This window comes from Kribbella sp. NPDC055110, from assembly GCF_053607525.1.
Map to the genome: position 1 here is coordinate 192,759 of NZ_JBSGTS010000010.1, position 14,859 is coordinate 207,617.

Annotated in this window: 10 protein-coding genes; 7 read left to right on the plus strand and 3 right to left on the minus strand. The window is 68.6% G+C overall.

The window, feature by feature from the left end; translation table 11 throughout:
- Positions 1-48: 48 nt before the first annotated feature.
- Positions 49-4,251 carry an nSTAND1 domain-containing NTPase gene (locus tag ACWF0M_RS18485; RefSeq protein WP_452236879.1) on the minus strand — a complete coding sequence of 1,401 codons (4,203 nt, stop codon included), beginning with the start codon at positions 4,249-4,251 and terminating at the stop codon, positions 49-51.
- Between the two features lie 174 nt (positions 4,252-4,425).
- On the opposite strand from ACWF0M_RS18485, the gene ACWF0M_RS18490 reads away from it, so the two are divergent.
- A complete protein-coding gene (locus ACWF0M_RS18490) occupies positions 4,426-4,749 on the plus strand; it encodes a hypothetical protein (protein WP_452236880.1) in 324 nt (107 codons plus the stop codon).
- Positions 4,750-4,810: 61 nt separating this feature from the next.
- On the opposite strand, the gene ACWF0M_RS18495 is transcribed toward ACWF0M_RS18490, so the two are convergent.
- Entirely contained in the window at positions 4,811-6,643 is a 1,833-nt protein-coding gene (locus tag ACWF0M_RS18495; RefSeq protein WP_452236881.1) for a bifunctional metallophosphatase/5'-nucleotidase, read from the minus strand.
- Positions 6,644-6,776: 133 nt separating this feature from the next.
- On the opposite strand from ACWF0M_RS18495, the gene mshD reads away from it, so the two are divergent.
- The 3 genes from mshD (at position 6,777) to ACWF0M_RS18510 (ending at position 9,717) form a co-directional block, all read left to right on the plus strand.
- The gene (mshD, locus tag ACWF0M_RS18500) at positions 6,777-7,682 is read left to right on the plus strand and encodes a mycothiol synthase (RefSeq protein WP_452236882.1); all 906 of its coding nucleotides are present in this window, start codon (positions 6,777-6,779) and stop codon (positions 7,680-7,682) included.
- A 602-nt stretch (positions 7,683-8,284) separates the two neighbouring features.
- Positions 8,285-8,776 carry a DUF6318 family protein gene (locus ACWF0M_RS18505; RefSeq protein WP_452236883.1) on the plus strand — a complete coding sequence of 164 codons (492 nt, stop codon included), beginning with the start codon at positions 8,285-8,287 and terminating at the stop codon, positions 8,774-8,776.
- Between the two features lie 530 nt (positions 8,777-9,306).
- Positions 9,307-9,717: a PKD domain-containing protein gene (locus ACWF0M_RS18510; RefSeq protein ID WP_452236884.1), complete on the plus strand. Its 411-nt coding sequence runs from the start codon at positions 9,307-9,309 to the stop codon at positions 9,715-9,717.
- 97 nt (positions 9,718-9,814) lie between these two features.
- Here ACWF0M_RS18510 and ACWF0M_RS18515 read toward each other — a convergent pair whose 3' ends face one another.
- Positions 9,815-10,900, minus strand: a complete 1,086-nt coding sequence (locus ACWF0M_RS18515; RefSeq protein WP_452236885.1) for an alpha/beta hydrolase — start codon at positions 10,898-10,900, stop codon at positions 9,815-9,817.
- Between the two features lie 117 nt (positions 10,901-11,017).
- On the opposite strand from ACWF0M_RS18515, the gene ACWF0M_RS18520 reads away from it, so the two are divergent.
- From ACWF0M_RS18520 to ACWF0M_RS18530, 3 genes are all read left to right on the plus strand, one after another.
- Positions 11,018-13,177 carry an RNA degradosome polyphosphate kinase gene (locus tag ACWF0M_RS18520; protein WP_452236886.1) on the plus strand — a complete coding sequence of 720 codons (2,160 nt, stop codon included), beginning with the start codon at positions 11,018-11,020 and terminating at the stop codon, positions 13,175-13,177.
- A 20-nt stretch (positions 13,178-13,197) separates the two neighbouring features.
- Positions 13,198-14,076: an NUDIX hydrolase gene (locus ACWF0M_RS18525; RefSeq protein ID WP_452236887.1), complete on the plus strand. Its 879-nt coding sequence runs from the start codon at positions 13,198-13,200 to the stop codon at positions 14,074-14,076.
- A 137-nt stretch (positions 14,077-14,213) separates the two neighbouring features.
- Entirely contained in the window at positions 14,214-14,687 is a 474-nt protein-coding gene (locus ACWF0M_RS18530; protein ID WP_442913973.1) for a bifunctional nuclease family protein, read from the plus strand.
- The last annotated feature ends 172 nt before the right edge of the window (positions 14,688-14,859 follow it).

Sequence of the window (14,859 nt, forward strand, 5' to 3'; positions counted from 1 at the left end):
GTGCCTGAGTACGCAAGGTACCAGGACCCTCACGGCAGAGAAAAACCGTCACTGGCAGGTCCGCTGGTAGCGGCGGGCACCGAAGGCCTGCGCCCATTCGGCCGCGGTCAGATCGCGCCCCGCCATCCCGCAGGCGAACGCGATCGTCTGGTCGAGCCGGGTGTCCCAGCGGTACGTCGTACCGTCGTACGCCGCAATCGTCACGATCCCGTCGTCCGAGAACACCGGCGACACCGGGGTCGGGGCGCTGGGGACCGTGACAGTGCCGAGGAGCTCGAGCGTCTGGGCGTCCCAGAGACTGACGGTCCCGTCCGCGGCACCGGACACGAGCCGCCGGCCGTCCGATGCGAAGCGGACCAGCAGGCCGTGCTGCCGGTGTCCCGTCGCCGGCGTCCGTTCGACCTGACCCGACCGCGGGTCGAGGGTCAGCACCTCGCCGTTCGCTCCGGTGCCGGCGATCAGGCGACCGTCGGGCGAGTAGGTCGCGTAGTCGATGCTCAGCGGAAGGTCACCCTCGGCGAACAGCTTCCCCGTCACCGTGCTGATCACGCGCCAGTGCTGCCACGAGTAGTCCGGCGAGGCGCCGAAGATCACCGCAGTCTGCTCGGTCGGCGATCCCGACGGGCAGCAGTTCGCCGGCCAGCCCACGTCGGAGCTCCCAGGCCACAGACCGGAGTCGAGGTAGACGACGCCGTTGTCCCCGCCCACCAGGATCCGCCGGCCGTTCTCGACGTACGTGATCGCCCGGATGTCGAGGCCCCAGCGCCGCTTGACGATCTTGCCGCTGCGCGCGTCGACGATCGCGACCCCGGACAGGTCGTGGACGGCCAACTGGGTGCCGTCGGGATGCCAGGTGGCCGACGAGAGCGGCTGCGACTGGACGTTGAGGCCGAGCGCGACCGGTGCCGTCATCACCCCGGTGGCCGCGTCCGCGATGCTCACCCACGCATCGCCGCGCTCCCGCCACAGGTAGGCGGTCTTCGTCCCGTCGTCCGAGGCGAGAACCATCAGGTACTTGCGCGCCGGCGCGACCCGCGTGCTGTGCAGGTACTGCCGCTGCCCGGACAGGTCGTAGACCCGGATCAGTCCGCCGCTGCCACCGGTGTAGAGCGTCCGGCCGTCCGGGCTGAACCCGACGGCCCAGGACACCTCGGCTGACGCGATCCGCCGGACCGCCTTGCCCGTCGCGACGTCCCAGATGATGACTTCGCCTCCGGACTCACCGGTCGCGAACAGCGTGCCTCCGGCCGCGAACGCACCGGCGCGCGGCGGGTCGGACGGCGAACGCAGGACCTTCAGGATCTTGCCGGTACGGGCGTCCACGACGGCTGCCGTCGCGCTGTCGAACCCGTCCTCGTCCGGCCAGTACTGAACGCCCAGCCGATCACCGGCCGGGGTGATCGCGAGGTCGCTGAAGCCCCAGATGTCGTTGCGCAGCCAGATCCGCTTGCCGGTGTCCACGTCGTACGCGGTCATCGGTGCATGGCAGTAGAGGATCCGGCCGTCGGGGCTGAGCGCGACGCGCTGCGGCCCGGGCGGCAGGGTCACCGTGCGCGGCGGCCGATCGACGTGCCGCAGATCCCAGACCAGGGCCATGCCGTCGTTCCAGAACGCCCCGGAGATCGTCTGCGAGAGTTGGACGCCGGCCGCCAGGTACCGGCCGTTCGCGCTGAACGCCAGGCTGTTGAACCGCAGGTTCGGCTGCGGAATCGCCGGCTGCGGATCGACCGGTGCCAGCGTGCCGGAACGGAGCAGGCGCAGTGGCCGGCCAGGATCGACCGGCGCGCCCAACTCGTCACCCGCGATGACCGCGATCAGCCGGCCGTCCGGGCTGAACTGCGGCCTGGTGAAGATCTGCTTACCCGCTGGCGCCGGCCCGAGGTCCGCCGAGGCGAGGATCTTGCCACTCGCCGCGTCGTACACATGGAACGTCGCGTTGCGGTCGCCGGACACGATCCGCCGTCCGTCCGGCGAGACCGCGAGATTCTCCGTCCGCCCGCGTGGGGCCGTGAAGGATCGGATCAAGAGCGGATGCCGGTTGATCGCGGAGACGAGATTCGCCCGGGTTTCCGCGGTGTCGTCGAGCCGGACGCCCTGTGCCGCCAGCAGAACCGACTGGCTGATGTCCTCGGTCAGGGACGAACGGGCACCGACGCGCCGCGCCAGTTCACTCGTCGCCGCCTGCTCGGCTCGGTCGCCCTGACGGACCGCGGCCACGCCGGCCACCAGCGCTCCGACCAGCAGCAGCGCCGCGGTGACGAAGGCTGCGCGCAGCCGCCGGTTGATGCGAACCTGCTGATGGGCCCGCGCCTCGGCGGCGCGTAGCTCGGACTCGGACAATCGCTTGCTCGCGGCAATGAAGTCCTGCTCGGTCTCGGTCAGGGCGGGAGCCGTCCGGGACTGCCAGTCCAACGCTTTGGCCAGCCGCACCCCGCGATAGAGCTCGCTGTCCGGGCGGCCCAAGCCGTTCCAGGAGTCGGCCGCCAGGGCCAGATGGTGCAGGACGAGCTGGCCCTCACGGTCGTCGTCCAGCCACTGCTGCAGCCGGGGCCAGGCGCGCGCGAGCGCCTCGTGGGCGAGCTCGACCACCTCGGTGTCGCTGGTCACCAGACGTGCCTCGACCAGGAGATCGATCATCGCGTCGTCGGCGGCACCGGTCACCACCAGCCGGCGAGGGAGCCGGCTACGCACGGGTTCGCCGTCCGGGCCCGGCGTGACGAGACGCAGGAGCAGGTCGCGGAGGACGGATCGCTCGCCGGCCGGGATCCGCTCGTACGCGCGTTCGGCCGACTGTCCCACTGCGCCACGGATGCCACCGGAATCGTGGTACCCGGCCACCGTCAACGTGCGACCCTCGCGACGTTTCCAGGTCTCGGCCAGCGCATGGGACAGCAACGGCAGCGCGCCCGGCTGATCGGCCACCTCGGCGACGAGCAGGTCGACCAGACCGGGCTCGACCTGGAGGAGCGCCAGGCGCGCGGGCTGCTCGATCGCCAGCCGTAGATCGGCGTCGCTCATGCTGGAGAGCAGGTACAGGCCGCGTTCGACGGTGCGTGCGAACGCCGGGTGCGCGGAGATGTCGGCGATCCGGTCGGCGCGGAACGACAGGATCAGGCGCGTGCCGGCCGGAAGAGTACAGACAGCGGTGAGGAACTTGCTGCGCTCGGCCGGATCGCGACACAGGGAGAACGCTTCCTCGCACTGATCCACCAGCAGTACGGCGGACGGCCCGGCGGCGGGCAACGCGGCCGCGAGCGCCGCCATCGGGTGCGCGCCGGGGGTCATCACGACGACATGGGCCCCGGCGCGGGCGAGCGCTGCACCCACGCCGGCGCGGATCAACGAGGACTTCCCGGACCCCGAGGGTCCGACCACGGACAGCACGGACGTCTCGGCGAGTTTGCGCAAGCCGGCCGCGACGTCGGCGTCCCGACCGAAGAAGGCCTCGGCGTCGTCGACGTCGTACACCTTGAGGCCCTGGTACGGGCAGTCCGGACTCGGCTCGGGCAAGGCACTCTCGGCCACCAGGGAGCCGTCCTGGCGGAGGATCGCCTGTTCCAAGGCGTCCACGTCCGGGCTGGGGTCCAGGCCGAGCTCCCGATCCAGGGTGGCCCGCAGCCGGCGGATCGTCCGGAGTGCGTCACCTTGCTGACCGGCCTTGTACTGCGCAGTGGCCAGCAGCAGCCAGCGGCGCTCGCGGAGCGGCGACTCGATCACCAGGGCCTTCGCCTTGGCCAGGATCAGGTCGTGCTGACCGGAGCGCAGCGCGGACTCGACGTACAACTCGTCGGCGGTGTACCGCAGCTCGGTCAGTCGCGCGGCCTCGATCCGGGCCGGATCCCAGGTCTCCAGTTCGACGAACGGCGGGCCGCGCCACAAGGTCAGCACATCCGCCAGGACGACACCGGACCGCTCCGGGTCGTCGGCCGCCAGCAGCCGCCGGGCCCGGACCAGTGCATGCTCGAACCGCTGCGCGTCGATCTCGTCGAGCGGCACCGCGAGCCGGTACCCGGTGGGCAGCGTCTCGATCGCGTGCATCCCGAGAACCTTCCGGAGCCGCATGACGCAGCCCTGGACGACCTTCGGCCAGGAGGCGGGCGGCGTTCCCGGCCACATCGCATCGGCCAGCTGCTCGGCACCGACGACCTCTCCAGGACGTACGGCGAGAGCGGCGAGCACGACCCGGTCGCGACGCGCGAGAACCTTGTGATCCCCCTCGATCGTGAGCGGGCCGAGTACGGCGATACCCACACATCGAGGGTCACGCGCGGACCCGGGACCGTCAACAGCCCCGATACCGCGCTGATACCGGGCTTCGCCGCGGCGATACCGCCGACTGCGAGAACAGGATCACCACCCGTGAGGCGCACCTGGACCATCGGCTGTGGTGGCCCCGCCGGCGAGTGGAACGAGGAGGTGGCAGCGATGCCTGCAGACCCCGCCAAGAAGTTGGCGTTCCTCGCGGCGGCCGCCGCGGGGGTGTGCATGTCGATGACGGCGCTGGCCGGCCCGGCGCTCGCCTACGAGCCGCCGGCCGAGAGGGTGCCGGAGTCGATTTTCCCGGGACCGCCCGTGTACCCGACGTACCCGGAGCCGTCCACGGCGCCGACGGAGCCGACGGTTACGCCCTGGGACGGTCCCGACGCGACGTCGATCGGAATCGGCGTCCTCGGCGGCCTGGCCGCGAGCGCGGCCGGCGTCGGCGTGACCCACGTCGTCCGCCGCCGACGCGATCGGCTGGCGTTCTGAAGCGGCTGTGCCCCGGTGTACCGACGTACGCCGGGGCACAGCCTTGGATCACAGTCCTGGATCAGGAACCGATGGAGATGCGGTCGGTCGCGACCGGCGTGTACGGGTCGTGCGCGGTCAGGTAGGTGGCGAACGCATCGATGTCCAGCCCGCCGAAGAACTTGTTCGTCGCGGTGGTGAAGGCCGGGAAGCCGTCACCGCCGTCGGACAGGAAGTTGTTCGTGACGATGCGGTACGACGTACCGTCGACCAGCGGCTGCCCGCCGATCTTGATCGAGCCGGCCACCACCTTCGAGCCCGCCGCGGCGGCCGGGTTCCAGGTGTAGGTGATGCCCGCGACCTGGAGCACCTTGAACTTCGGCGCGTCCGGACCGTTCAGCCCGGAGAACTGCTGCTCCAGCAGGGCCTTGATCTGCGTCCCGGTCATGTCCATCGAGACCAGGAAGTTGTTGAACGGCTGCACGGTGAACGCCTTCCCGAAGGTCACCTCACCGGCGTTCGACGCCAGGTCCGCGCGGATGCCGCCCGGGTTCATGAAGGCTGCGACCGGCGTCTTCCCAGCGGTCACGACACTCGCGTCGGCGAGTTGCGCGTCCGCGATCAGGTTGCCCAGCGGCGACTCGAGCGAATCGTCGTTCGTCCGCACCACCGACGGCGTGGTGATGTGACCGATCACCTTGTTCTCGATCGGGGCGACGAGCTGCTTGTACTTCGCGATCAGGGCCGCCGTCTTCGGGTCCTGGACGACGTCCTGGGTGATGATCTGGTTGTTCGCCAGCGTGTTCACCCGGTCGACGTCGCCGGTCGCGTTGTCGATGCTCAGCCGGACCTCGGTGACCAGGCGGCCGAACGACGAGGCGCTGGTGACGAGCCGCGGCTGCTTGGCGCTGTCCAGCAGGGAGCAGTTGTACCCCTGGTGGGTGTGGCCGGAGATGATCGCGTCGATCTCCGGGTCCAGACCGGCGTTGATGTCGACGATCGGGCCGGAGATTCCCGGGCAGCTGTTGTACGCCTTCGGGTCGGCCGGGAAACCGCCCTCGTGCAGCAGCACGACGATCGACTCCACGCCCTTCTTCTTCAGCACCGGGACCAGCGCGTTCGCGGTGTCGACCTCGTCCTTGAAGGTCAGCCCCTCGACACCGGACTTGGTCACGATGTTCGGCGTGTTCTCCAGCGTCATACCGATGAAGCCGACCTTCTTGCCGTCCTTGAAGGTCTTGATCGTGTACGGCGCGAACAGGGTCTTGCGGGTGTTCTCGAAGAACACGTTCGCGGACAGGTACTTGAACCTCGCGCCCTCGAACGGGTGCGCCGCGTCCGGGCAGGAGTTCTGGTTGTTCGCCCCGTCGCCGTCCGGCAGGCAGCCGCCGGTCTGCATCCGGAGCAGCTCGTGCCAGCCCTCGTCGAACTCGTGGTTGCCCACCGACGCAGCCTCGAGTCCCATCCCGTTCAGCGCTTCGATCGTCGGCTCGTCGTGGAACGCGGCCGACAGCAGCGGCGAGGCGCCGATCAGGTCACCCGCGGCAACGGTGACCGAGTCCTGCCCCTTGGCCTTCGCAGCGGCCCGCATCTCCTTCAGATGAGTGGCGAGGTACGCCGCGCCGCCCGCCGGGATGCCGTTGATGTTGCCGCCGGACCCGGTCGCGGGCTCCAGGTTGCCGTGGAAGTCGTTGATCGCAAGCACCTGGATCTGGCTGTGCGTCGGCTTCGGCTTCTTCGCCTCTGTCGCAGTCGCCTGAGTCGCTGCGTCCTGCGCTGCGTCCTGGGTCGCAGCTCCGGCCTGGCTCACGGCTCCCCCCGCGGCCAACGCGAGCGCCACGGCCGTCCCGGCGGCGAGCAGCCCCACTGCCCGCCGTCCCCCCAACCGCGCCTTGCCCCGTCCTGTGATGGCCATCTCTTCTCCGTCGTCTCGGTCACCGCTGTTGCGGTGCCGCGAAATCCTCCGCGGTTCCGGGAAAGCTACCGGTGACGACGCGCCCTCGCCAGGACCTGAGCGTGAACTGAACCGGACCTTTTACGGTATTCACGTGACCCTCGAAGCCGTTCCCTCACCGTTGCCCTCGGCCACTGCCGCCGCCGTCACGGAACTCGCCCGCGCCGCAGCACACAGCGACGGCGTCAACCCGCTCTCCGAACGCACCCTCCTGCACCTCGACGGCGAACACCCCGGCGACGTCCACGTCCTCGCCTACGAAGGCGATCCGGGCACGATCGAGGTCAGCGGCCTACAGAGCGCCCGCAACCTGGTCGGGTACGGCGCCCTGTCCCCCGACGGCTCCGCCGAACTGTTCGTTGCCCCACCTTTTCGCCGCCAAGGCTTCGGTACGGCGCTCCTCCGCATCATCCTCGACCACGGCGGCACCCGTACCCACGTCTGGGCCCACGGCCGCCTGCCCGGCTCCGACGAACTGGCCCACCGCCTCAACCTCGAAGTAACGCGGGAGCTCTACTTCCTCCGCCGTACCAGGGCCCCGTTGCCTGACCCGGTGTGGCCCGACGGCATCGCCGTACGCACCTTCGTCCCCGGACAAGACAACGCCGCCTGGCTGAAGGTCAACGCAGCCGCCTTCGCCGACCACCCCGAACAAGGCAGCTGGACCGCCGCCGACCTGGCCGAACGCCTCCAGCAACCGTGGTTCGACCCCAACGGCTTCTTCCTCGCCGTCGACACCACCGGAGCCATCGCCGGCTTCCACTGGACCAAGGTCGAAGACGGCGTAGGCGAGGTGTACGTGGTAGCCGTCTCCCCCACCCACCAGGGCCTAGGCCTAGGCAAGGCCCTAACCCTCCAAGGCCTCCACCACCTACAAACCACCCGAAACCTCGACGAAGTAGTCCTCTACGTAGACGGCACCAACACCCCAGCCCGAGCCCTCTACACCTCCCTGAACTTCACCACCGCCGCCCTAGACGTCCAATACACCCCCGCCTGACCCACATCCGGTCGACCGCTCTTCGGGCAGACGCGGGAAAGGGCAGGCGCGGGAAAGGGGGCAGGCGCGGGACAGCGGCAGGCGCGGGACAGCCGGCAGGCGCGGGACAGCCGGGGCCGTGAGACAGGAACTGGTGCGGCGACACCTGAAATACCAGGTCCCCACCCACCACAACCCGCCCCACGCCCCCAGAACCGCACCACCCGGCGCCCCGCCGCCCTCCAGCCACCACGCCTGGCACCTCAGCCAGCCACCGCACCGCTGTGAACGACATCACAACGAAGCCACCCGCTCACTCCACGTCATAAACCCCGCCCCGCCCCGTCCCACCATCAACCAGGAGCCGCCCGAGCCTCTAACCCCCCAGCCGGGCGGCTCCTGGCCCCCAACCCCGTTATCCACAACTGCACCTTTTGACATCGAACCCCGCCCCACCCCGCCGTTACGATCGTGTCAACTACGGAGGGCTGACACACGTGACTCACCGCAACAGGCCAACACTCGCGCTGCTAGCCTGCCTATGCGCCACCGGAATACTCGCTTCCTGCAGCAAGGGAAGCCCGGACGCCGGCCGACCGAACACGGCTCGACTGCCAGTGACCGTGGATTCTTCGACGGCCGTACCCTCGCCGACCACGAGCACCCAGCCGAACGGGACACCGTCAGGTCCGCCTCTCCGGCCCGCGACCGCCAACGGACTCTCACTGGCGGCTGCGGAAGCATTTGTTCGTCACTATGTCGACCTGATGAATTACGCCTCTCAAACCGGTGACGGCAGGCCTTTGCTGGCCGCAAGCGACGGCGGCTGCGAGGGCTGCAAGCAGTACGCCGACTTCACCGCAAAGATCAACGCCTCGAATGGTGGCCTCAGCGGGGATTATCTGGAACGCGTGGCCGAAGTGAGCGAACTGATCCGCGGAAGCAGCGGTCGTCTGCGCGGTTCTGCGGCCGTCACTGTCGGGGTATATACGACGAAGGACTCGCCGTCGACCAAGCCGACCACCAGCAAGGCTGCGAAGTACACGGAGCAGGTCGTGCTATCTCCGAGCAAGGGCAACTGGGTCATGTTCGAGATCGAGCTAGCCGAGCGCTGATGATGAACGCCAAAGGACTAACCCTCATCGGCGCCTTGGCTGGCCCACTCCTGCTCATCTTCGGGGGCACAGCCGAGGCTGCACCCAGTCAGCTCGCTGGGTTCGGGATTGGTGTGTCGGTTCCGAAGCTCGCTGGCCCGAACGCCCCCAAGCCGAGGCCGGCACCGAAAACCAGCACGTCAACTGCGCGGGACAGACTGCGCATCACTGGAAAGACCAAAACCCAACGATCTCGGATGAACGAAGGTTTTCCCGGAGTGCCTTCACGCCCGAAGCAAAAGACGACGTCAACTAGTCATAAGCCCCCAAGGGAAGGCCGAATCCGCCCGGAGGCGCGACGCGACCTCCGAATGAACCTCGGCATGTGCAAACCCTTGGAAATGCAAGGAAGAGTCGAGGGGCCTAACGTCTGCACTCCGGACAAGCCACCGGACAACACGAAAACGACGAGACGGACGTTGCCGCGCCAGGTAGTACGGCCGCGGCCAGAGGATGTCAGATGGGAGGAGGTTCAGTCGGAGACGAAGGAGGTGGTCTTCCCCGGCCTGTCTGTGAAGGTGCAGCCCGAGGGGCGGACGCTAGTGAACCTGGACACCATCGTTTACACAGACGAGAACAAGGTCTCGACGGCGACTGTCACCCTGCTCGGATTCCCCGTGGTCGTCCAGGCGACGCCGATCAGTTACACGTGGGACTTCGGGGATGGCAGTCCTGGGCTCACGACCAGCACTCCCGGCAAGCCGTACCCGTCGAAGGAGATCACCCACAAGTACATGAAACGGGGCGCCGTAGGGCTCACCTTGACGACCAGCTACGCCGCGCGTTTCAACGTCGCCGGCACCGGTTGGCAGTACGTCGCCGGCACGATTCCGGTGACCGGCCCAACCACCGCGCTGCAGGTGCGCGAAGCCGTTCCTGTTCTTGTGGATCCCGGCCGCTGATCTCGGTCTCACCAGGACAGGCGGTTGGGGAGGGTTTTTGGCTGGTTTGGGTAGGTGGGCCTCCCCAAGGTGGCGCTGGAGCTCGGCGGGGGGTTGGTTAGTGGAGGGTTGTTCGTAGGTGGTTGGTTAGGTGGGTGAGGGCTGCTCGGGTGGTGCCGGGGATTGTTAGGAGGTTGGCGTGGCCGTGGGGTAGGGACTTGTGGTGGGTGTGGGTCAGGTGGTTGCCGGCCTTGGTCAGGGCTGCGGCGTATTCGAGGCCTTCGTCTCGGAGGGGGTCGAAGCCGGCGGTGGTGAGGTAGGTGGGTGGGAGGCCGGTGAGGTCTTCGGCGCGGAGGGGGGAGACGATCGGGTCGGGGCGGAGGGTGGGGTCGGGGGTGTAGAGGTCGCGGTACCAGATGATGTCGGCCTCGGTGAGGATGAAGCCTTCGGAGAACAGGTCTCGGCTGGGGCGGCGGGCGACCAGGTCCACGGCTGGGTAGAGGAGTACCTGGAGGGCTGGTTGCGGGAGGCCGCGGCGGACCGTTTGCTGGGCGACGACGGCGGCGAGATTTCCGCCTGCGCTGTCGCCGCCGACGGCTACCAGGGCGGGGTCCGCGCCCAGGTCCTCGGCGTGCTCGACGGCCCAGGTGAAGGCGGCGATGGCGTCCTCGGCGGCGGTCGGGGCGGGGGCTTCGGGGGCGAGGCGGTAGTCGACGGACAGGACCCGGATGCCGGCGTCGGCGGCGATCGCGCGGCAGAGCGCGTCGTGGGTGCCGAGGTCGCCGACCACCCAGCCGCCACCGTGGAAGAACACCAGCAGGCCGCCGGAAGCCGACGCGGAGGGCTCGGGGGTAGTCGAGTCCGCGCGGGGGATGTACAGGCGGGCGCCCAGTTGGCCGACGGCGCCACGGACGGTCAGGTCGGTTACTCGGAGTAGGTCCGCGGGGGTGCCGTTGATCAGTTTGCAGAGGTTGCGGAAGTGCGTCCGAGCGGTCGCGGCGTCGGTTTTGGTTGTGTGTGGCAACAGGTTCTCGACCCGCAAGAGCAGTTGCAGGTCGGGGTCGAGAGTGTTGCCGTCGATCTGGATCGGGGCCCCGGCCAGCCGGCGGCGGACTGCGGCGGGCAGTGCGTACAGCGGGTTGAGGGCGTTCGCTTGTACGGCGGTCACCGCGTCACGCAGTACCGAGTCCAGTCGTAGGTTCACAAGAGGTGACGCTAGCAAGCAGCAGGCAACGACGGTCGAGGGAATGCGTCGACAGGGAACGAAAACGTCACATCGGGCAACGCGCGGACCGCTACCCGATGTTCACCAAAGGATGGGATGCTGAGCGGTGTGGCTGGAGACTTGCTGGCATCGCACAACAGGGAGTACGACGTTGAGCCGCCGTACGACATCAGTGCGGCCGGTGACCTCCCCGCGGACCGGTTCTCCGACCGGGAACTGAGCTGGCTCGCGTTCAACCAGCGGGTCCTGGAGCTCGCCGAGAGCGACCGGATCCCGCTGCTCGAGCGGGCCAAGTTCCTCGCCATCTTCGCCAGCAACCTGGACGAGTTCTATATGGTCCGGATCGCGGGTCTGAAGCGCCGGATCGCGGCCGGGGTCGCGGTGAAGGCGGCCAGCGGCCTGCTCCCCCGCGAGGTTCTCGACCGCAGCCTGGCGCGGAGCCGGGAATTGATGGACCGGCAGGCGGAGACCTGGCGGAAGTCGGTGCAGCCGGCGCTGACCGAGCAGGGCATCGACATCCTGCGCTGGGACGAGCTGGAGCACAGCGAGCGCGAGGACATGACCCGGTTCTTCCGGGACCGTGTGTTCCCGGTCCTGACGCCGCTGGCGGTCGACCCGTCGCACCCGTTCCCGTACATCTCCGGTCTGAGCCTGAATCTCGCGGTCGTCGTCCGCAACCCGGACACCGGCGGTGAGCACTTCGCCCGGGTAAAGGTGCCGCCGCTGCTGCCGCGGTTCGTGAGGGTCGCCGAGGGCCGGTTCGTGCCGCTCGAGGACGTGATCGCTACCCACCTGGGCCAGCTGTTCCCGGGGATGGAGGTCACCCAGCACCACACGTTCCGGGTGACCCGCAACGAGGACCTCGAGGTCGAGGAGGACGACGCCGAGAACCTGCTGGCCGCGCTCGAGAAGGAGCTGCTGCGCCGCCGGTTCGGTCCGCCGGTCCGGCTCGAGGTGGAGGAGTCGATCGACCCGCAGGTGAAGGCGCTGCTGCTGTCGGAGCTGGGCGTCACCGAGGCGGAGGTGTTCGAGCTCCCGGGCCCGTTGGACCTGCGTGGTCTGTTCACCATCGCGAGCCTAGACCGGGCCGAGCTGAAGTACCCCGCGTTCGTGCCGTCGACGCACCCGCACCTGGCCGAGGTGGAGACCTCCAACCCGGCCGACATGTTCCACGCGCTCAAGCAGCGCGACGTGCTCGTCCACCACCCGTACGACTCGTTCTCCACCAGCGTCCAGCGCTTCATCGAGCAGGCTGCCGCGGATCCGCACGTGCTGGCGATCAAGCAAACGCTGTACCGGACCAGTGGTGACTCCCCCATCGTCGACGCGCTCATCGACGCAGCCGAGGCCGGCAAGCAGGTGCTGGTCCTGGTGGAGATCCAGGCGCGCTTCGACGAGCAGGCGAACATCAAGTGGGCCCGTCAGCTCGAGCATGCCGGCTGCCACGTCGTGTACGGCGTGATCGGCCTCAAGACGCACTGCAAGCTGTCGCTGGTTGTCCGTGACGAGCCGGACGGCCTGCGCCGCTACGCGCACATCGGCACCGGTAACTACCACCCGAAGACCGCCCGCCTCTACGAGGACCTGGGCCTGCTGACCAGCGACAAGGTGGTCACCGAGGACGTCGCGCTGCTCTTCAACCACCTGTCCGGCTTCGGTCGCAGCGGGGGCTACCGGCGGATCCTGGTCGCTCCCCAGTCGGTACGGCGGGGGCTCGTCGAGCGGATCGACCGCGAGGTGCAGCACCATCTCGCCGGCCGCCCGGCACGGATCCGGATCAAGGTGAACAGCCTGGTCGACGAGGCTTTGAGCGACGCGCTCTACCGGGCGTCACAGGTCGGCGTACCCGTTGACCTGTGGATCCGTGGCATCTGCACGATCCGGCCCGGCGTACCCGGTCTGTCGGACAACATCCAGGTCCGCAGCATCCTGGGCCGGTTCCTCGAGCACAGCCGGGTGTTCCTGTTCGAGAACGGCGGTGAGCCGGAGGTGTGGATCGGCTCGGCCGACCTGATGCACCGCAACCTGGATCGCCGGGTGGAGGTGCTGGTGCAGCTGAAGCAGCCGGACCACGTCGTCGAGCTCGGTGAGATGTTCGACCTGGCGATGGACCCGGCCACCGGCTCCTGGTGGTTGCAGGCGGACGACACGTGGCAGGCCAGGCTCACTGGGCCGGACGGTGAGCCGCTGCGGGACATGCAGGAACGGCTGATCGCAACCCGCGGCCGACGGCGGGCGTCCGAACCGATCAGTTAGTCACGTCTTAGGGTGAATCCATGAGCAACCCGGCGACGGTCATCGCCGCGGGTGGTGTCGTGTGGCGAGAGCGCCGCGGCACCCGGCAGGTGCTGCTGGTGCACCGTCCCCGGTACGACGACTGGTCCCTCCCGAAGGGCAAGCTCAACGCGCATGAGCACGTGCTGCTCGGTGCGCGACGGGAGATCGAGGAGGAGACCGGACTGCAGGTCGTCCTCGGCCCCTCACTCGGCGTACAGCGGTACCCGATCCGCAAGAACGGCGGGACCACCGAGAAGCTGGTGCACTACTGGTCCGCCGTACCGGTCAACGGCAGCGACTTCGAGCCGAACGACGAGGTGGACCAGGTCAGCTGGCTCCCCGTCGACAAGGCCCGCGGCAAGCTCAGTTACCCGCGTGACGTGGACATCCTGGACGCACTGGAGCGTGAGGTGCCGGTCGTCGCCACCGTGGTCGTAGTGCGCCATGCGGAGGCTGTGAAGCGGAAGGACTGGGACGGCAAGGACATGGTCCGTCCACTCACCAGCAACGGTACGGCGGTTGCGCAGCGACTTGCCGACGTACTGGCCGCCCTAGGCGCCAACCGGATCATCAGCAGCGACGCGGAGCGGTGTGTTGCGACAGTCACGCCGTACGCCGCCTCTCTCGACCGGCACGTCCACCTGTGGCCGGAGATCTCCGAACGTGGGTACGACGCCGACCCGGACGGACTGCGCGGTCTGGCCGAGCGGGTGTGGAGACCGGGCAAGGTGACGGTCGTCTGCTCGCACCGGCCGGTCCTGCCGGCGCTGGCGCGGGAGCTGGGACTGAAGGTCGGCAAGTTCTCCACAGGCGCGTTTCTGGTCGCACATCGGCTGGCCGACGGCCGCCTGATGCAGGAGCGATTCACTGCACCGTAGCCGCCGCGACACGGCTCGGTGACGATCCAGGCACAGCCGATGGTGTGGCCGGGTGACACTGGAGGTGACGGGTATGTTCCTACCCGAGGAACCGGCGCCCCACCGGGTGCGGGTCTGAGGAGAGGTTCGGGCGCACCATGACGATGATGCGAGAACTGACACTGATCGGGATCCGGATGGAATCGCCCAACCGGGCCCCGGTGATGATGCTGCGCGAGACCGAGGGCTACCGCTACCTGCCGATCTCGATCGGCTCGGTCGAGGCGACCGCGATCGCCTACGAGGAACAGGGCCTGCGTCCGTCGCGGCCGCTCACCCATGACCTGATGCGCGACCTGATCGAGGCGTTCGGCGTGCACATCGAAGCTGTCGAGATCGTCGAGCTGCGCGACGCCGTCTTCTACGCCGAACTCGTGCTGGCCAACGGCGCCCGGGTCTCCGCGCGCCCGAGCGACTCGGTGGCGCTCGCCGTCCGTCTCGGTACGCCGATCCGCTGCACCGAAGACGTACTCCGGGAGGCCGGCGTCGCGACCCCCGAGGAGGAACAGGCCGAACTGGAACGCTTCCGGCAGTTCCTCGACGGCGTCGCGCCGGAGGACTTCTCCAGCTGACGTCCCGGATGGCACGACGACGTACTACCGTTCACATCACAGGTGCGCAGGCCGTTACCGAAACGTGAGCAAACAGCCGTTTACATCAACGGAGAGTGACGGCTCCTAACTCAGTTCACCTAATGGCTGCCTGTCGGCATGCCGGACGTAGCGCACGCTACCGGAACCGTTC

What these genes read in the sequence shown, in the direction of transcription:
- ACWF0M_RS18525 (WP_452236887.1), top strand. Translation starts at nt 13,198, where the DNA reads ATGAGCAACCCGGCGACGGTCATCGCCGCGGGTGGTGTCGTGTGGCGA.
- ACWF0M_RS18490 (WP_452236880.1), top strand. Translation starts at nt 4,426, where the DNA reads ATGCCTGCAGACCCCGCCAAGAAGTTGGCGTTCCTCGCGGCGGCCGCC.
- ACWF0M_RS18530 (WP_442913973.1), top strand. Translation starts at nt 14,214, where the DNA reads ATGACGATGATGCGAGAACTGACACTGATCGGGATCCGGATGGAATCG.
- ACWF0M_RS18495 (WP_452236881.1), bottom strand. Translation starts at nt 6,643, where the DNA reads ATGGCCATCACAGGACGGGGCAAGGCGCGGTTGGGGGGACGGCGGGCA.
- ACWF0M_RS18520 (WP_452236886.1), top strand. Translation starts at nt 11,018, where the DNA reads ATGCTGAGCGGTGTGGCTGGAGACTTGCTGGCATCGCACAACAGGGAG.